The sequence below is a fragment of the Vibrio sp. CCUG 15886 genome, from assembly GCF_028570825.1.
GTDB lineage: Bacteria > Pseudomonadota > Gammaproteobacteria > Enterobacterales > Vibrionaceae > Vibrio > Vibrio vulnificus_B.
In genome coordinates this window covers 376,502-394,211 of sequence record NZ_JAQQBT010000001.1, presented here as the reverse complement: position 1 = coordinate 394,211, position 17,710 = coordinate 376,502, and the positions used below count along the sequence as shown (strand labels likewise).

Below are 17,710 nucleotides of genomic sequence, written 5' to 3'. Positions count from 1 at the left end.
AACCCAAACTTGTTGGAGCGGCCTGTGCCTACTCACATATCAATCAGGCAATGAATACTAGGCGAAATCTCGCCATATAAACATGAGAATGATCACATATGGAGTTGCAATAATTTAACTGTTGCACGTAAAACATGACGCAACCGTTAAATCAACAGATTTAGAAAATAACCTAATTTCGCTTTTCGCTTATAAAACCGACGGTTTTCCTTTCATCATTCGCAATCCTTCACGCTTAATGCATTCTACTAGCGGGTTTTCCGCCATATCTGCGCGCCATATAAAAGAGAGCGTTCGCTCCATATGGAGGTCCGGAACATTCAGTGCGACCAACCTTCCTGCCTCAATATGACGTTCTACGTCGAGATAAGGCAAGCAAGTCAGATAGGAGCCGTTTTCCACCAAGCTTCTGAGTACTGGAACGTGTTCGTATTCGCGCCACACATCAAGATCTTCAACCAAATGGTGAATCGAGCTATCAAAAATCTTGCGCGTACCTGAGCCATGTTCTCGTAATACCCATCGAGCTTGTTCTAGCTGCGCCAAACTCACGGTTTCACGTTTGGCAAAAGGGTGATTCGCGGAGGCAACGACGGTTAAATGGTCACGGCACCAAACTTCTTGATGCAGACGGTTGTCATCACAGCGCCCTTCTATAATCCCTAAGTCATAACGGTAATCCAGTACGCCTTCGATAACCCCATTGGTACTCTTCACCCCAAGAGAGATACGCATCTCAGGAAAGTCATTATCAATTATGCTGATGAGGTCTGGCACAAGGTGTTCTGCAGGCGTTTGACTCGCCCCTAAACGAATCTCTCCGCTCAGTAAATGTTGCTCGTAGAAACCCATTTCTATTTGTTGAGCATCTTGGAGCAATCGCTTCGCTTTTGGCCTTAACCACATGCCCCAATGGGTCAAAGCCATTTGTTTTCCTTGTCGCTCAAACAAAGGCCGGCCCAACATCTTCTCTAATTGTGCAAGAGACATACTGGTTGCCGATTGAGTTAAAGCGAGTTTGTCAGCCGCTTGGCTCACACTTCCTGTATCAGCGACCGCATCAAAAACGGCCAACTGTTTTAACGAATAACGCAAGTTTTGTTCCCCTAATTACTACAGCAATACATCAAATTGATGAGCAATGGGTTTCATTTTACGCCTCTCTTTGGGCATATCAAATAATTTGATGAGAAAACTAAAAATTATCAATTTTACCTGTAGCTGTTCAAGCGCTTAATCTGATTGTGCGGTTCGGGAACACCGCACTCACTAACAACGTCAGGGCTTTCAACATAACCAAGAACAATATTAAGGAGTATCAATGAACTCAGATAAAAGGAGTCAACATGTCAGTGGCTACCTCTGAAAACACACAATACTTTTCACCCAAAGAAATGATGGCAGAAGCCGAGAAATTTGCCCTCAGCAAAGCCAATAAAACCAGCGCCATGACGTTAGGTTTGGCGATTATGGCTGGCGCTTTTATCGGTCTCGCGTTTCTTTTCTACATCACGGTGACAACAGGTAGTGCCAACGCGGGATGGGGTCTTAGCCGCTTCGCTGGCGGTTTGGCTTTTAGTATGGGCTTAATCCTGATCGTGATCTGCGGGGGGGAACTGTTTACCAGTTCAGTATTGTCGAGTATTTCGTGGGCAAACAAACAAATCAGCTTTACGAAAATGCTGGCAATCTGGGGCAAGGTTTATATCGGTAACTTTATCGGTGCAATGTTTCTTTTGCTTCTGGTAACAGGTGCAGGTTTATACCAAATGGACGGTGGTCAATGGGGTTTGAATGCGTTGAATATTGCTCAGCACAAACTTCACCACACCACGATTCAAGCATTCTCTTTAGGGGTGCTATGTAACCTGCTGGTTTGTCTCGCTATTTGGTTAACGTTCAGTTCTGCCAACGCGATGACTAAAGCCGTAATGACCATGTTGCCGGTCGCCATGTTTGTCAGCAGCGGTTTTGAGCACTGTGTCGCCAACATGTTTATGGTGCCACTAGGTATCGTGATTGCCAACTTTGCACCAGACGCGTTTTGGGCACAAGTCGGAGCCAATGCAAGCCAATATGCGGACCTCAATATTGGTCACTTTATTACTGCCAACCTTATTCCCGTGACTTTGGGCAATATCGTCGGCGGTGCTGTGTTAGTCGGCTTAGCGAACTGGTGTATCTACCGTCGCCCAGAACTAAAAGCAGCAAAAATCAGCACAATTACACAAACAACACACATTACGTCAGTTAAGGAATTTACTATGAAAAACGCAGCAGTAGTTAGAGACATCATGGATGCACAACCAGTGGTACTAGGCGTAGAAATGCCAATCGCAACCGCACTTGATACTCTTTTAGACAATCATATTATCAGTGCACCTGTGGTTGATATTGAAGGTCGTCTCGTCGGCTTCCTCTCTGCACACGACGTCATGGTTGATCTTTGGTGCCAAGATTACCTACCAAGCACTGGCCAAAAAGTTGTGGATTTGATGAGCCGTGACGTGGTCGCGATTGATGTCAATGATCGTTTGGTCGATGTGGTTGAATTCCTTTGCATCGACAAAGAACAGTTATACCCAACCTCTAGCATGGGCATCGCTACTCGTATGACATCACTGTCACTTGAAGAACGTGCGAAAAGCATGAAAGTGAACAAGCCTCATGTTCTGCCTGTTCTAGAAAATGGCAAGTTTGCCGGTGTTGTGTCTCGTCAAGAAGTGCTGAACGCGTTGCGTCCAATTTATGGTGAGCGTTTGAATCTCGTAGAAACGCGTCAGTTAGAAACGGCGTAACGAAAACAGTAAACAACTTGGCTTAAATAAGCAGAAAGCCTCCATTGGAGGCTTTCTTTTTGTGCTTTCTTATTGTGCACAGCAACGTAATCTCATGCGAAGAAATTACTTCTTAATGCCTTCTACGTGCAATTCCATATCAACGTAGCTTGAAGTCCCCATCACTGGGATATTGAAATCAGCAAGCTCTAGGCGAGTCGTACCGATAAAGCCCGCACGTTGGCCACCCCAAGGGTCTTGACCAGCGCCAACAAACTCAGCAGCAATAGTAATAGGCTTTGTTACGCCGTGGAGCGTCAAATCACCCATCACATCCAGTTTACCATCACCTTTATCCATCACTTTGGTGCTAGTAAACGTGGCAGTATTGAATTTGCCTGCATCAATAAAATCGCCGCTACGAATGTGCTTATCACGCTCTGCATGGTTAGAGTCTAAGCTACGGGTATCAACGACTACGTTTACTTTCGACGCAGCGATGTTGTTTTGATCGTAAGAAAAGTCACCAGAGAAGGTATTAAAACGACCTTTAATAAAGCTATAACCAAGATGGCTCACTTTAAAGTTAATAGACGCGTGTGCCCCTTTGGTATCAATAACGTAATCAGCAGCGTTTGCAGCAAACGGCACTGCCATCATCAACGCTAAACCTGTCGCAATAACTGACTTTCTCATGTTCGAGCTCCTATCATTTTTCTTAATGTATTGTCCTTGTCGACAAAGTGATGTTTTAAAGCGGCAAGTGCATGGAGTGCAGCAAGGCCGATTAATGCCCAAGCAACATAAAAGTGAATCGCTCCTGCTATATCAGACTGATTAGCGAACAACTCACCGGCTGCCGGGACGGTAAACCAATTAAATACTTCTATTCCGCGTCCATCAGACGTCGAAATTAAATAACCAGAGATAAACAGCACCATCAGCAATAAATAGATCGTATGGTGTGCTGCTTTTGCGGCTGCTACTTCGGCTTTTTTACCTTCGATGGTCGGTGATGGCTTCACCAATTTCCATACCAAACGAAACAGTGTCAAAACGAGTAGTAAAACACCGACAGACTTATGCCAATTCGGCGCAACGCGATACCACTCGCTGTAATATGACAAATCAACCATCCACAAACCGACGGCAAACATACCAACGATAACCGCAGCCGATACCCAATGAATCAGCCGAGCAATGGCGTTGTACTGCGTCACATGATTTTCCATCGTGTTATCCAACCTTATAGACAATAGAGAATGAGAATAGGTAGCAGTACGCAATATAACCTTTCCCCTACAAACTGAGTGAGATTATTTACCAAGTTTTACAAACGGGCTACCTGTGGCGGTGGAACAACTTGTTCGAAAAAATTGAAGGAACTTTTCATTATTTGTTCGTCATTGACCCATCTCCCCTTTTAGCGCCTTGTCTCAAATCAATTCAGTTATTGAAACAATCAGTCAGCATTGAGGAAGGTAAAAATATGATGTTTTGATCAAGAACTTGTAAGCGAATGTTAGTTGCCTGTTTTTAAACATGCTAACCTCAAAAACGTGATGACTGTTTCGATTTCTATAAGGACATATCTTGCTACTCGACCTTGTGATTAAAAGCGTCAACAACTTTCAGGACGATTGTTTAAAACTGTGTGAAAAGCACTATCCCGCCGTACATAACCAAGGTATGAGTGAACACCACTTAGGATTGGCTTTTGCACGCCGTATGCAGAACACGTTTAAGCAATTTGCTCATGAAAGCGTGATTGAGCCGCTGGAAAAAGTGGATGTGGGCGAGTTGCCACACCAATACCGGGTAACATCAGAAATCGGCACGGTTTGGGTGTTATCTCACCATATGGTCAGTGCGGGCAAAACATGCCGAGACAATTTATTGGCCGATGTCACTGAATGGCAAAGTGAGTACGGGTTTGCAATACAACCCAATGATTTATTGTTCCTTATCGGTGATCACTGGATCAGCCGTAGTAAAACAAGCCGTGAACTTCTTTATTGGTGGATGGGTGAGCTACCAGACCAAATCAACGAGTACAGTGAACAAGGAATTTCGCTCTACACCAGTGATTCACAGCTGACTCAATCATTAGAAAGCCGTTTCAACATTTCTCCTTGTTACCTAAAGTTTGGCCACCCGCTAAGGCGCTCAGGGAACAAACAGATGGTGCGTAAATATGTGCAATTTTACGCAGTACTCCAGTGGTAAATCGATCTAACTGCGCAAATCACCCCCAAGTTTTAACGCTTATGCAACACAAAATTTGAGCTGCTTCGACAATTATAAGTTTGGCATGCAACTTTACTTGATAAGCAAAACAAGCGCGGGTTAGATATTAACTTTAGAAGTATTAATTAGGGTCAGTTGACCTAGAGGTTCATTGAACCAAAGTATGTGGCTGTGCATCCATTAGAAAGTTAGACAAAGATTTGACTCAGCACAGAACACTGTTTTTCGCATGGTAGGAACAAGGAGCTGTTCTACCACTAATTCGAGCCGTAAGATGAACACGTTAACTGCAGAGAAGCTGAACGAGTATATATTTTCTGAGCAGGGTGGACAGTTTGTTTCACGCTATAAGGAAATGACACTTCGAAGTGTTTTTCAGCCAATTTACAAAAAAGACCTGACTGTTGTGGGCCTTGAAGCACTGGTCCGAATCCAGTGTGATGACGGAAGTATTATCCGTCCCGACCATTTTTTTCATTCCGATGAGATCTCACCAATCGATAAGCTCAACGTTGAACGTTTGAGCCGCATCATGCACATACGCAATTTTGCTCAATCCAGTTATCGAGATAAGAAACTCTTTCTCAATGTATTGCCACATGCGGTTGAAAGACTGGCGTTAGAAGAGCTGAGCTACCATTTTTTGCTAAAAACCATTCGAGAAGTCGATCTGTGCCCAGAGCAAATTGTCATGGAACTGATTGAAATCAAAGTGAACTGTGAGCAAGAACTTCAATGCGCGACTCGTTCTTTGAGTAAAAACGGTTTTTGGTGGGCCATTGACGACTTTGGCATTGCGGCCTCCACTCAGGAGCGCACGCGCAATATCCTGCCCAACATCATTAAACTTGATCGCTCTTTGCTTCAGCGCTATGAAGAAGGCGATACCAACTTACTGTTGTGCGCATTGGCTTTTGCCCGAGAAATGGAATCGCTAACCGTGATTGAAGGGATTGAAACCGAGCAGCAGCTTAGCCTGATGAAATTGTTGAATCTGGATATGTACCAAGGTTACTTTTTGGCGATGCCGCAATCTCTTGAAGAAGAACCCGCGTTTTCTTTGGCCTCCTTTGGCTAGGGTTAGTAATAAAATAGGTCGGAATGGTGTGCCCGTTCCGACCTAACTTTTTGTGCTCTAACTTTTGTGCGTTAACTTAAGCGATAAGTCCGAACAGCAATCAGCGCTTTTTACCACGGCCTTGGTGAATTTTTAACTTTTGCTTAAGCTTACGTTTTTCTGCTGAACGACTAGTGCGCTTGCTAGGTGTATCTTCAACGTAGTTCTCTTTTTCACTGGGCTCAAATCCCGCTAACCATTCTTGAGGTAAACGGGTATCCAGCAGATTTTCAATCGCTTGCAGCAAGTATTCTTCATCTCGTGACATAAAAGATACTGCGAGCCCCGTTTGCCCTGCTCTCCCCGTTCGGCCAATTCGGTGCACGTAATCTTCTGCCTTGTAAGGCATATCGAAGTTTACGACTTGCTCTAGCTGAGCAATATCCAAACCGCGTGCGGCAACATCGGTGGCGATCAACGCGCGTACTTTACCCGATTTAAAATCATCCAGAGCTTTCTGACGTGCACCTTGCGATTTATCGCCATTGATGGAAGCGGCCTTGATGCCATCCAGCTTTAATTCACTCACCAAAGCATCGCTGCCTTGCTTAGTTTTGGTAAATACCAGTACTTGCTGCCAATTACGAGAGCCAATGAGATACGCCAACAACTCGCTTTTGCGTTTTTTGTCGACCGGATACACCATCTGCTTAACGGTGTCGGCGGTGCTGTTGGCAGCGGCAACTTGAACTTCGACGGGCTCTTTCATTAAACGATAAGCCAATGCTTTGACACGTGTTTCAAACGTAGCGGAAAACAGCAGCGTTTGACGCTCTTCAGGCATTCTTTTCATAATGCGCTGAATGTCGGGCAAAAAGCCCATATCCAACATGCGATCGGCTTCGTCTAACACCAGCATTTGCAACTGGTTCAATGAGGTTTTCTTGGTAAAAAGATGATCCAATAGACGTCCAGGCGTCGCAATGAGGATATCAACACCTTTTGCCAATTGTTCTTGTTGAACACGGATACTGGTTCCACCGTATACGGTAACGATAGCCAACTCAGTGTGTTGCGCATACTGTTTCAAATTGTCGAACACTTGCTGCGCCAGCTCTCGGGTTGGCGCTAAGATCAGTGCTCTAGGATGTTTGGGTGCCGTTTCTTCTCGCGACTGTCGTGACAACATTTGGATCAGTGGCAAGCCATAAGCGGCGGTTTTTCCTGTCCCTGTTTGAGCGGCAGCCAGCACATCTCTACCTTGCAAAAGATGTGGAATCGCTTGCTGTTGAATTGGTGTTGGTGTGTTAAATCCTAGCTGAGAAAGATGATCGCTTAACGAAGAATCAAGTCCAAGCTCAATGAAAGTATTTGTCATTACGGCCCCCAAAAAATGAGCGCGGATTGTAGCAGAGCCAGATAAATATCTCTATCTACAAGCCAAACTCTTTCTGTTGGTTGCAGCTAAATTGCAATGTGTCGGCATAAAGCGTTTCGAAGGCGCTAGAAAAATGCTCATATTCGTCTTGCAATGTGGCGTGACATTCAGACAGTGGCGACAATCTGGGTCGACGCTGTGACATTCTGTGCAGCGCAAACTCGATATTGTCCATCTCACGATATGACTGCAACCACTTGCCTTGCCACATGCGTTGATTCAACAGTAAAAAAGAGGGTGGCAGATCTTTGGTGCCGTGTTTGGCCACTTCTCGTTGCGCGTAATGCACAAACGAATCTAAAGAGATATCGCTGTATCGGTGCCAATGCATCGCAAGGCAATGATCCCAAAACATGTCTAAAGCGATTAACGCAAAACGTCGCTGCTGTTTTGGGAAACGTTTTTTGCACGCTCGTACGATACCGTGTGTATCAACAAACTTATCGATGGCGCGATGCAAACGAATCCCTTGCACGATTTCCTGTGAATATTGTTTGCTTGGGTCACCCTTGGCGAAGTCGCCCAGTAAGTTGCCTAACATGTCACTGTTGGCAACGTCCGCTAAATGTAGGTGGGCAAGGTAGTTCATTATTGTTTATCAGGGGGGAATCAACAGACATCGCTGTCTGCGTCATTCTCTTCATTTGGGTATTGCGACAAATCGATTCCAATTTCCATCGCGTCCAGCCACTCTAGTGTCTCATCATTTTTTAGTTCAAATTCTGACATGACCACTCCTTAGTATGTGTGGGGAAATAGTGTGTAACAGGTTGCATCACGCAAACCTTCTTTATACATCCTGTTATATGTGGTTATACCGCAGCGATCACAATATTAAAATGTTACATATCATTAATTGCATACAACCTTGAGCTTCCTCTCATAAAATCTTTCGGTATCACTATAACTTTAGCGACGAATTGATCTCAATATGGAGCAGATATGAGAGAAGTTGAATTTAGGACCATCGACCGCTTGTTTATCAAAATGTCGATCAATGACAAAATCTGGGTCATCGTCACCCTGTTTATCCTCGCCCTATCCTGTGTTTCAGGTGCCCGTTATGTTAACCAACTCGAGCAGATAGAGGTGCAGGCTAAAATCGCCGCGCAAAATCGCTTACAAGGGATCGTCAGCCATCCTAACAGTGACGCCATTTTGGCCATCAGTGGCGTATCTAAAGCCGCAAGTGCAACTGATGCAAAATACAAAGATGGCATGACTACCGTGTCATTAAAAGGAGCCGATGGTCAGTTTTATCAGCTTACTGCGAATACGAAACAATCTGATGAGAAGGCAAGATCCTCTGCCCTCACTACCTTTTTGCTAAGCTATTTGTGGCTCGCTCCTTTCGGTTTGTTTTGTTATTGGGTCGCAACTTTCCTTGGTGGCGCGCTGTGGGTCCTCTACACCACGACACAGAAGATTGGTGAGGGCGATTTAACCTCTCGTCTCGGCTTCCATCCTGGTCGTGATGAATTTGGTACCATTGGCTGTGCGCTAGACAAAGCCATGGACACTCTGACCGATCTAGTAAAAAGTGTAAAAGAGAATGCAAACACGATGGGTGAAACCAGTGCTTCGTTTGAAAAAGAGATGAAGCTCAGCGAAACGCAAATCCAAAATCAGTATTCCTCATTAGACTCAGTGGCGACCGCTATGGAGCAAATGACCGCTTCAGCCAAAGAGGTCTCTTCGATTTCTCAGCAAGCGACGCATCAAACGGAGCGCGATACCCAACATATTGAAGGCAGTCATAAACGCGTTGTATCCGCGATTGCAGAGATTGATAAGCTTTCTAGCTACATTGAGCGAGCATCGACATCAGTATCCACGTTGAATGACAACACGACACAAATCAATGATGTGATCACCACCATCAATGCCATCTCTGAACAAACAAACCTGCTGGCACTTAACGCAGCGATTGAAGCGGCGCGAGCGGGTGAACAAGGGCGAGGTTTCGCCGTAGTTGCAGACGAAGTTCGAACCTTAGCCAGCCGAACTCAGGCGGCCACCGTTGAAATTCAAGCCATGATAGAGAAGCTGCAAACAGAGAGTCAAAACATCGCTTCGATTACCGCTCAAACGGTCAGTCAAGCGAAAACCAGTAGTGATTTGATTGCAGAAATTGGTACGGACGTTAAATCGATTGCCGACTCAGCGAAAGTGCTGATGGACATGAGTATTCAAATTTCCACCTCTGCTGAAGAGCAAAGTGCGGTCGCTAACGACATTGCCTCAGAGCTCAGCGATATTCGCAGCCAATCAAATACGATACGCACCGTCGCACAGCAGTCGTCATCGGGAGTAGCGAATCTCACCAAGGCCACCATCTCACTGTCACAAATCCTTAAACAATATCGAACACAATGACAAAAGCTCCTTCGGGAGCTTTTTTATATCCTTGAGTTGTTTTATTCGTTTTGGAGCATGTTTGTTTACGCCGTACTTCTTATTGGGAATAAGCATTCAATTTCATTTTCGGCTCAAGAAACAAATTGCAATGAAAATATCTAACTTCTCATACAATACTGGGATATCACTCTCAAGAACTTGTTTATTAGAGTGAAAAAATGCCCTGTTATTAAACATTTCGCTATTCTAATAGGGCCTATTTTGCTGCTGGTGATTAAAAAATGAATACTTATAAATATATCGACGTAACCGAAAATACCGTATGCCCACTTTGTCAACACGATGAGTACTTCATCTCTGGAGATGGGGAAAAGTTCACATGTGCATCATGTGGTTTCCATACAAAGAACTTCAGCGCCATTCGTTGTCTCCAAATGGCACCTATTTATCAAAATCGACCTGCTTACGTGCATTCCATCAGTAACAGTTGTCACTAATTTGATTCTTGACGAATAATCTCTATCAGTTCTTCCAAATGCCCGATCTGTCTGACTCGGGCATCTGTTATTTGGTTAATGTCATAACCGTTAAATAACTGAAACGTTCTCATGCCTGCATTGATACCGGCTTCCACCCCTTTCGGCGTATCGTCGACATAGATACACTCATCCGCTGCAAACCCCATATGGAACGCACTGTACATCAAAAGATCAGGATCTGGTTTCCACGCATTCGCTTCAAATGCCGAATACATTTTCCCTTCAAACCGTTCTAACAATCCCGTCAGCCTTAAAGAGAGCGCGATCTTGTCTTTCGGGCCATTCGACGCAACACAATATTCAATCTTTTCTCGTTCGAGAAAATCGAGCAAGCTTTCAGCCCCAGGCATCACCTGCAATTTCTCGTTAAACAAGCGGTTTAACTCATTGCGATAAGCAGGCTCTAGTAAATCTAACGATATTTCGAGCTCAGCCAATGCCATCGCATCGGAAAGCACATCAGCCAGTTTCCCACCGCGAAACTGAGCAAGGCATTGTTCTAAGGAAATATGAGAGCCAAATTGTTCAAAGACATTCACGAGAGCATGGCAGCACAGCTTTTCACTGTCGACCAAGGTTCCGTCGCAGTCGAAAATGACGCATTTTATTTTTGTTTTTATCATTCGCATTCCCCAGTTTATAGAAATCAGCGTGAACGAAGGGCGTTCACTTAAATTCCCTTTACTATATGAAGCAAAGTGCTCAGAAAACCGGAGTTCTCCGACAAAAATCATAATCTATGTCGGAGAATGATCATAAATGCGCAGAGTGTAGCGAATTTAGCTCGCCTGCTTGAATTCATTAAGATTATCTGGATAACAGTTTCGAATCTCGACAAAATGGTCGATGTTGTTGAGTAGCAAATCCGTTAAGTACGGATCAAACTGCTTACCTTTCTGCTGTTCAAAGAAGTCGATCACACGATGAATGTCCCAAGCCGCTTTATAACAACGCTCACTGAGTAACGCGTCAAACACATCAGCAATGGCAGTAACCCTTGAGAAAACATGAATTTCATCTGCTCTAAGCTGATATGGATAGCCGTGGCCATCCCAGTGCTCATGATGCTGTAACGCGACCAATGCGGCTAATTTCATGATCTTAGCTTTGTTGTTATTAAGGAGGCGATAACCTACTTCACAATGGGTCTGAATCACTTCTCGCTCTTCTAGGCTAAGTTTACCGGGCTTGTCCAGTATGGCTTCGGGAATGGCGATTTTACCAACATCGTGCATCGGGCTAATGATTTCTAGCATCTCCAACTCACGGTGGCTCAATCCGCATAAACGCCCTAACCCAACGGATAATTGCGCGACACGTTTAACATGGTTACCCGTTTCTCCAGAACGTGTTTCAATGGCTTCACCTAGCACATGGATCATCTCTTTTTGCACTGCTAATGTCCTTCTCTGCAGAGCAACAATTTTGCGATTTTTCAAGTTGATCAGTTTTTTCTGCTGAATCGTCATGTACTGCATGGCGATCACCATAGACAACGACAAAATAATCACACCCGCAACCAGCAATACCTGTCGATGTTTCACCAAATAAGAGACGGGTTCATTCAATAACGTGGCGTTAGACGGTAACTTATCTAAATCGATGTCGTACTTGTCTAGTGCGTTAAAATCAAAGACAAGTGAGGATGGTCTTTCATCCATCATCGCCTCTGGCAAGGTGTAGCCCATTTGCTCAGCCAGCATCAACATGCCCTGATAACCAAATTTCTCTGAACAATTAACGTAGCCACCGACAATGCCTGGCTGCCCAAGATAGAGGTCCCACAAAACAAAAACCGGTGCTCGGCTACTGTCGCCTATTGTGTTCGAGATTTTTTTGTAGGAATGAAATACGCCAGAACTCAGCTCCGTGTTGTAGTGCGTGAGTAACACCGCATCGTCCGGATCAATCTGAGCTAAAAATTGGCTGGCCTCGTCGAGCGATTTATCTGAGATGTCGACAAGTTCAATGTTTGCATGCTGACGCATCGAATGATTAAGGTCGGCGCGAATCAGATCGGAGGTAATACTTTTGTCCGCAAGATAATAAAGTTTTTGAATATTGGGACGAAGGGCTTCAATCAGAGCGAGGTTTTCATCTAAAAGGTCTTTTTCATAAATGACTTGGAAGTTGTGCTTACTCGATTGACTTTGCCACTGTGTATCATTGATCGCAACGGCAACGACTGGGTACTGTGTGAGCTGCTGTGAAAAGTACGTCTGTGCAAAGCGCAATGCGTTATCATCGGTGACCAACACACCATCCCAGTGATAACCTCGATATTTCGCGGTCATATACTCAGCGGTCTTTTGTAAGTAGTCCGCAGAAGAGATTCGTTTGGTGTCAAGATATTCAACGGATAAACGAACATCACCGTCAATACTGTCAATGGCTTTCTCAATGCCTCTCTGCATCTCTTGAGTCCATTGATAAGAAGCATCGTAGGAATGGAGAATGAGCACTTGGCGCGTTTGCCATTGTGTCGAAGCGAATGCGGAATTCATCAACAGCACAACAACGGACATCAAAATAAGCCTAAGCGTTCTCATATGCATCCCAAGTAATAAATGGTGGGGATATGATAGTGGCTGATTAGGAACTTATTACGACATTGATCAAATTTCGATGAGAATTTTCTCTACCGCTGACATTTCTTTGGTGACTTTTTCAAGCAAACAGCTCAAATAACCCGCAACTCGTTCTTTATCGAAAGCTTGTTTGTACACGATATCGGAAACCAAAAGTTCTGACTCCAAACGCGTCACCATCGCTGCGCCTACTGGCTCACCGTGAGAGAAACTCACATAAAGATCGTGTTCGGGCGATAGAATGATTTGCGTTAGAAATTCAACAATTAACGATTGTTCACTTTCGTCAGACCAACGCTTACTTTGCAGCAGTGCAAACATAATGGTCAGACGGTGAAAGTCGACCAAGTAGTGTTCCATCTCCTCACATTCGGTCACCGCGATAGAAAATGGCTCGGTAATGCGCTGCTCGGCAGAAGCGCGGTAGAGTTGCAATCCGTCAATACTTTCTTTGGTGGGAAACTCACAATCAACTTGATCGGATAACCACTTGTTCTTTTTATTCGTTATTGCCGGAGTTTGATTCGACATGATTAATTCCAAATATCACAAATTTTTGGTGTACAGATGGTAGATTTCGGAGGTGCTGAACACCCGGCAAGTAAGCCTAACGAAATCAACAGCACAACACATGTTCTCTTCATACTGATAACCTCTTCGTTTTCCTACTTTCCTGCAAGGCTCATACCATACCATGCGGTTAAGATTGGTTCTAATCAATTTATGATTCAAACGTTTGCATGATGCAAGTTTGACCGAACTAGTTAGAGACAGCTGAGGGTCAAAACTGGTAAGGTAAGATCATTCAGTTGACAAGGTCAAAAAGGATAAGACGATGAAATTAAAACTACTTACCGCTGTTTTCGCGACAACAGCCCTGCTTTCAGGGTGTGGTGGCAACGAGGTCGGTGACGTAGGCTTGGGTTGGTTTACCCTAAAGGACATTAAAATCACCTCGCTACAAGATGAAGTGGTCACCGGCGTAACGTGTCACATCGCTTCGATTGAGGCAAACTTAAGCCTATCCGATCCGAGTGACAGCTCTATCTCTTGCCGCCAGACTGGCAGTATTACACCGGAAATGATCGCTAAGATCGACAAAAGCTCGTCCGGCGAAGTGGTGTTCAAGCAGTCAAAAAGTATCTTTTTTAAAACAATGAAGGTTCGTCGTATTTACGATCAAAAGAACCAAACCCTACTCTACCTTTCGTACACAACCAAAGAAACCGAAGGTAGCTTCAAACATAGCTTATCAACGGTCCCACTTTGGGGGACTGACGCCTACGTTGATCCGAGCAAAACAGAAGCACTAACTCAATAATATCTGCACAAAAACCACTTGGCCGAACAAAAAATGTTCGGCCAATTTTTCGCGTAACAAAAAGAGCCTTGTTTCAAAAAATCTGTGATATGATGCGCCTCTTTTTTCTCAATCTATCACTAGTATGAAGTTTCCTGGTCAGCGAAAATCTAAACACTATTTCCCTACAAACACTCGAGATCCACTCGTTACTGAACTTAAAGTGGCACCTAAGCTCTACCGCCCAACCATCGTTGGTGTTGGTCAGACAATCGTAGATATCGAAGCGCGTGTAGATGACGCATTTTTGGCGAAATATGAGTTAAGTAAAGGACACTCGCTAGTTCTTGAAGAAAGTAAAGCTGACGCTCTCTACGAAGAGTTAGTAGAACGTGGCCTAATTACTCACCAATACCCTGGTGATACCATTGGCAACACCCTTCACAACTACTCAGTCTTAGCAGACAGTAAGTCTGTTCTACTGGGCGTTATGTCGAAAAATATTCAAGTTGGCTCGTACGCCTATCGCTATTTGTGTCGTACATCTTCTCGCATGAACCTCAACCACCTACAAACGGTGGATGGCCCTATTGGTCGTTGCTACACCCTTATCTCTGAAGATGGTGAGCGCACCTTTGCGATCAACGAAGGCCACATGAACAAGCTCGCTCCAGAGAGCATTCCAGAAGAAGTGTTTGAAAAAGCAGCAGCGCTCGTGGTTTCGTCGTACCTAATGCGAGGTAAGCCGGAAGATCCAATGCCACAAGCGGTACAACGTGCTATTGAATACGCGAAAAAGCATTCCGTACCCGTCGTACTGACTCTCGGAACGAAATACGTGATCGAAGGCAACCCTGAATGGTGGCAAGAGTACATCCGTGAAAACATCACGGTTGTGGCGATGAATGAAGAAGAAGGCCAAGCTCTGACCGGTGAATCTGATCCACTGAAAGCGGCCGATAAAGCACTCGACTGGGTTGACCTTGTCCTTTGCACTGCGGGTCCAGACGGCCTTTACATGGCAGGTTACACCGACAACGATGCGAAACGCGAAACGACGCACGACCTTTACCAAGGTGCGATTGAAGGCTTCAACATGTACGAATTTAGTCGTGCAATGCGCCGAGCTGAATGTAAAGAGCCAATCCGCGTCTACTCCCATATTGGCCCTTACTTAGGTGGCCCGGCCGAAATCAAAAACACCAATGGTGCTGGCGATGGCGCACTCTCTGCCCTTCTTCACGATATGGCGTCCAACGCGTTCCATCTGAAGAATGTCCCGAACTCAGAGAAACACCAGCATATGTGCCTGACCTATTCGTCATTGTCACAAATTTGTAAGTACGCAAACCGAGTCAGTTATGAAGTACTGACCCAGCATTCACCTCGCCTATCACGTGCTTTACCAGAACGTGAAGACAGTTTAGAAGAAGCTTATTGGGATCGATAGATTCCGTACTTAATGCTCTTAAGGCTGCTATTATGCAGCCTTTTCTTTTTGATCTAAGCCAATTTTTCTCAAATTAAACTAAGCTGTAGCACAACTAAGCTTATATAATACTTTACTCAATTATGCATTTAAGTATCATGCCACCGCAAACGTTTGCGTGATTGTTAGATAAGGGTTTTGCATGCTTTCAGATATCGATATTTGTCGTACGACACCTCTTAAACCAATTGAACAGATTGCCGCAAAAGCAGGACTGCTGGCAGATGAGTTTGAAACTCACGGTTTATATAAAGCGAAAGTGTCTGCCCGATGTGTAAAACGCCTTGCTGAGCAACAAGATGGCAAACTTGTTTTGGTCACGGCAATCACACCAACCCCACTTGGAGAAGGCAAAACCGTCACCACTATCGGTCTAGCGCAAGGGTTACAAAGCCTCAATCAATCGGTGATGGCGTGTATCCGTCAACCTTCTATGGGGCCTGTTTTTGGTGTAAAAGGGGGCGCTGCGGGTGGTGGCTATTCACAGGTCGCCCCGATGGATGAACTTAATTTGCATCTTACTGGCGACATTCACGCCGTTACTGCGGCGCACAATCTCGCCGCAGCTGCCATTGATGCCCGCATCTATCACGAACAGCGCGCTGGTTATCAAGCCTTTGAAGCTCGCACCGGGCTTCCTGCATTAAGAATTGACCCAGATCGCGTGGTTTGGAAACGCGTAATGGACCACAACGATCGCGCACTGCGTAAAGTTCGCGTTGGAATCAATGACGAAGGCAAGACCATCAACGGATTTGAACGTGAAGAAGGCTTTGATATTTCAGCCGCATCTGAACTGATGGCAATTTTGGCGTTGTCGAAAAACCTTCAAGATATGCGTGAACGTATTGGTAAAGTGGTTCTCGCTTACAATCTGGATAGCGAACCTGTCAGTGCAGAACAGTTACAAGTGGCAGGTGCGATGACAGTAACGCTGAAAGAAGCGATCAAACCGACGCTGATGCAAACGCTTGAAGGTGTGCCTACCCTTATTCATGCGGGTCCATTTGCTAACATTGCACACGGGAACTCATCCATCATCGCTGATGAGATTGCCTTAAAACTGTCGAGTTACGTTGTCACCGAGGCCGGTTTTGGCTCAGATATGGGGCTTGAAAAAGCATGCAACATCAAATCTTCAACTTCGCACAAAGCCCCCGATTGCGTGGTGATTGTTGCGACTTTGCGCGGTTTGAAAGCAAACTCAGGGCTGTATGACCTAAAACCTGGTATGCCATTACCAGACGCCTTATTTCAACCGGATCGCGCTGCGCTGGAATCCGGCTTTAGTAACCTAAAATGGCATATTGATAACGCGCAAAAATACGGTTTACCAGTGGTCGTTGCTATCAATCAGTTTCCACAAGACAGCGCAGAGGAGCTTGGGCAACTCAAGCTTTGGATCCAGCAACTGCCACTCAATGTTCGTGTCGCGATCAGCGAGGGCTTTGCCAAAGGTGGTAAAGGCATGGAGGCGGTAGCTCGTGAAGTGATTGAAGCATGTGATGCGCCAGCAAACTTTCGCCCACTGTATCGAGCAGAGCAAACGCTCGAGGAGAAAATCATCACCGTTTGTACTAAAGGTTACGGTTGTGGTGAGGTGCAATTTAGCGATACCGCAAAACAGCAGTTAGCTCTTTATCAAACATTAGGATTTGGCGAGTTGGCCGTGTGTATGGCAAAAACCCCCCTTTCTATCTCGTCCGATTCCTCTCTCAAAGGTGCACCAAGTGGATTTACCATCATGGTCCGTGAAGTTAGGCTCTGTGCTGGCGCGGGTTTCGTTTACGCGCTCACTGGTAATGTGATGACTATGCCAGGTCTGCCAGACATCCCCGCTTTTATGGCACTGGATATCGATGAAAATGGCGATATTGTTGGCCTAAGCTAAGCCACGATTTCAATATCACATTATTT

At 45.1% G+C, this 17,710-nt stretch carries 16 protein-coding genes; 8 read left to right on the top strand and 8 right to left on the bottom strand.

The features are described from left to right. Window positions 1-189: 189 nt before the first annotated feature. Window positions 190-1,095: a LysR substrate-binding domain-containing protein gene (locus PQQ36_RS01685; protein WP_011081208.1), complete on the bottom strand. Its 906-nt coding sequence runs from the start codon at window positions 1,093-1,095 to the stop codon at window positions 190-192. Between the two features lie 251 nt (window positions 1,096-1,346). Here PQQ36_RS01685 and focA point away from each other — a divergent pair, with 251 nt between their 5' ends. Then, on the top strand, window positions 1,347-2,798 hold the full coding sequence (focA, locus tag PQQ36_RS01680; protein WP_108653765.1) for a formate transporter FocA: 1,452 nt from the start codon (window positions 1,347-1,349) through the stop codon (window positions 2,796-2,798). A gap of 105 nt (window positions 2,799-2,903) precedes the next feature. Here the strand turns inward: focA and PQQ36_RS01675 are convergent, their stop codons facing one another. Together PQQ36_RS01675 and PQQ36_RS01670 are read right to left on the bottom strand one after the other, a co-directional pair. Continuing rightward, on the bottom strand, window positions 2,904-3,473 hold the full coding sequence (locus PQQ36_RS01675; RefSeq protein ID WP_011081206.1) for a YceI family protein: 570 nt from the start codon (window positions 3,471-3,473) through the stop codon (window positions 2,904-2,906). Then, window positions 3,470-4,009 carry a cytochrome b gene (locus PQQ36_RS01670; protein WP_108678626.1) on the bottom strand — a complete coding sequence of 180 codons (540 nt, stop codon included), beginning with the start codon at window positions 4,007-4,009 and terminating at the stop codon, window positions 3,470-3,472. Before PQQ36_RS01670 ends, PQQ36_RS01675 begins: the two co-directional genes overlap by 4 nt. A gap of 361 nt (window positions 4,010-4,370) precedes the next feature. Between PQQ36_RS01670 and PQQ36_RS01665 the strand changes: the two genes are divergently transcribed. Together PQQ36_RS01665 and PQQ36_RS01660 are read left to right on the top strand one after the other, a co-directional pair. Further along, window positions 4,371-5,003, top strand: coding sequence for a hypothetical protein (locus PQQ36_RS01665; RefSeq protein ID WP_017422876.1), 633 nt, complete (start codon window positions 4,371-4,373; stop codon window positions 5,001-5,003). 295 nt (window positions 5,004-5,298) lie between these two features. After that, the gene (locus PQQ36_RS01660) at window positions 5,299-6,102 is read left to right on the top strand and encodes an EAL domain-containing protein (RefSeq protein ID WP_011081203.1); all 804 of its coding nucleotides are present in this window, start codon (window positions 5,299-5,301) and stop codon (window positions 6,100-6,102) included. 100 nt (window positions 6,103-6,202) lie between these two features. Here PQQ36_RS01660 and PQQ36_RS01655 read toward each other — a convergent pair whose 3' ends face one another. Together PQQ36_RS01655 and PQQ36_RS01650 are read right to left on the bottom strand one after the other, a co-directional pair. After that, on the bottom strand, window positions 6,203-7,459 hold the full coding sequence (locus tag PQQ36_RS01655) for a DEAD/DEAH box helicase (protein ID WP_011081202.1): 1,257 nt from the start codon (window positions 7,457-7,459) through the stop codon (window positions 6,203-6,205). A gap of 55 nt (window positions 7,460-7,514) precedes the next feature. Then, a complete protein-coding gene (locus PQQ36_RS01650; RefSeq protein WP_103193940.1) occupies window positions 7,515-8,108 on the bottom strand; it encodes an acyl carrier protein phosphodiesterase in 594 nt (197 codons plus the stop codon). 353 nt (window positions 8,109-8,461) lie between these two features. Here PQQ36_RS01650 and PQQ36_RS01645 point away from each other — a divergent pair, with 353 nt between their 5' ends. Beyond that, window positions 8,462-9,895, top strand: coding sequence for a methyl-accepting chemotaxis protein (locus tag PQQ36_RS01645; RefSeq protein ID WP_011081200.1), 1,434 nt, complete (start codon window positions 8,462-8,464; stop codon window positions 9,893-9,895). A gap of 263 nt (window positions 9,896-10,158) precedes the next feature. Beyond that, complete coding sequence (locus PQQ36_RS01640; RefSeq protein WP_072611899.1) at window positions 10,159-10,374, top strand: hypothetical protein; 216 nt, start codon at window positions 10,159-10,161, stop codon at window positions 10,372-10,374. Here PQQ36_RS01640 and PQQ36_RS01635 read toward each other — a convergent pair. The 3 genes from PQQ36_RS01635 to PQQ36_RS01625 all read right to left on the bottom strand — a co-directional run bounded on the left by PQQ36_RS01635 (window position 10,371) and on the right by PQQ36_RS01625 (window position 13,535). Then, a complete protein-coding gene (locus PQQ36_RS01635; RefSeq protein WP_273660274.1) occupies window positions 10,371-11,039 on the bottom strand; it encodes an HAD-IA family hydrolase in 669 nt (222 codons plus the stop codon). The genes PQQ36_RS01640 and PQQ36_RS01635 overlap by 4 nt on opposite strands. Window positions 11,040-11,195: 156 nt before the next feature. Continuing rightward, window positions 11,196-12,971 (bottom strand): HD domain-containing phosphohydrolase, encoded by a 1,776-nt coding sequence (locus PQQ36_RS01630; protein WP_337249684.1) that lies wholly within the window; start codon window positions 12,969-12,971, stop codon window positions 11,196-11,198. 60 nt (window positions 12,972-13,031) lie between these two features. Further along, complete coding sequence (locus PQQ36_RS01625; protein WP_045619564.1) at window positions 13,032-13,535, bottom strand: hypothetical protein; 504 nt, start codon at window positions 13,533-13,535, stop codon at window positions 13,032-13,034. A gap of 304 nt (window positions 13,536-13,839) precedes the next feature. On the opposite strand from PQQ36_RS01625, the gene PQQ36_RS01620 reads away from it, so the two are divergent. The 3 genes from PQQ36_RS01620 to PQQ36_RS01610 all read left to right on the top strand — a co-directional run bounded on the left by PQQ36_RS01620 (window position 13,840) and on the right by PQQ36_RS01610 (window position 17,684). Continuing rightward, entirely contained in the window at window positions 13,840-14,325 is a 486-nt protein-coding gene (locus tag PQQ36_RS01620; protein WP_011081196.1) for a CreA family protein, read from the top strand. Between the two features lie 124 nt (window positions 14,326-14,449). Continuing rightward, complete coding sequence (locus PQQ36_RS01615; RefSeq protein ID WP_224635262.1) at window positions 14,450-15,754, top strand: inosine/guanosine kinase; 1,305 nt, start codon at window positions 14,450-14,452, stop codon at window positions 15,752-15,754. A 181-nt stretch (window positions 15,755-15,935) separates the two neighbouring features. Next, a complete protein-coding gene (locus PQQ36_RS01610; RefSeq protein WP_011081194.1) occupies window positions 15,936-17,684 on the top strand; it encodes a formate--tetrahydrofolate ligase in 1,749 nt (582 codons plus the stop codon). Window positions 17,685-17,710: the final 26 nt, after the last annotated feature.

Bases quoted from the DNA above. Each gene is read 5' to 3' on its own strand.
- focA (WP_108653765.1), top strand. From the start codon at position 1,347: ATGTCAGTGGCTACCTCTGAAAACACACAATACTTTTCACCCAAAGAA.
- PQQ36_RS01675 (WP_011081206.1), bottom strand. From the start codon at position 3,473: ATGAGAAAGTCAGTTATTGCGACAGGTTTAGCGTTGATGATGGCAGTG.
- PQQ36_RS01670 (WP_108678626.1), bottom strand. From the start codon at position 4,009: ATGGAAAATCATGTGACGCAGTACAACGCCATTGCTCGGCTGATTCAT.
- PQQ36_RS01660 (WP_011081203.1), top strand. From the start codon at position 5,299: ATGAACACGTTAACTGCAGAGAAGCTGAACGAGTATATATTTTCTGAG.
- PQQ36_RS01655 (WP_011081202.1), bottom strand. From the start codon at position 7,459: ATGACAAATACTTTCATTGAGCTTGGACTTGATTCTTCGTTAAGCGAT.
- PQQ36_RS01650 (WP_103193940.1), bottom strand. From the start codon at position 8,108: ATGAACTACCTTGCCCACCTACATTTAGCGGACGTTGCCAACAGTGAC.
- PQQ36_RS01645 (WP_011081200.1), top strand. From the start codon at position 8,462: ATGAGAGAAGTTGAATTTAGGACCATCGACCGCTTGTTTATCAAAATG.
- PQQ36_RS01640 (WP_072611899.1), top strand. From the start codon at position 10,159: ATGAATACTTATAAATATATCGACGTAACCGAAAATACCGTATGCCCA.
- PQQ36_RS01635 (WP_273660274.1), bottom strand. From the start codon at position 11,039: ATGATAAAAACAAAAATAAAATGCGTCATTTTCGACTGCGACGGAACC.
- PQQ36_RS01630 (WP_337249684.1), bottom strand. From the start codon at position 12,971: ATGCATATGAGAACGCTTAGGCTTATTTTGATGTCCGTTGTTGTGCTG.
- PQQ36_RS01625 (WP_045619564.1), bottom strand. From the start codon at position 13,535: ATGTCGAATCAAACTCCGGCAATAACGAATAAAAAGAACAAGTGGTTA.
- PQQ36_RS01620 (WP_011081196.1), top strand. From the start codon at position 13,840: ATGAAATTAAAACTACTTACCGCTGTTTTCGCGACAACAGCCCTGCTT.
- PQQ36_RS01615 (WP_224635262.1), top strand. From the start codon at position 14,450: ATGAAGTTTCCTGGTCAGCGAAAATCTAAACACTATTTCCCTACAAAC.
- PQQ36_RS01610 (WP_011081194.1), top strand. From the start codon at position 15,936: ATGCTTTCAGATATCGATATTTGTCGTACGACACCTCTTAAACCAATT.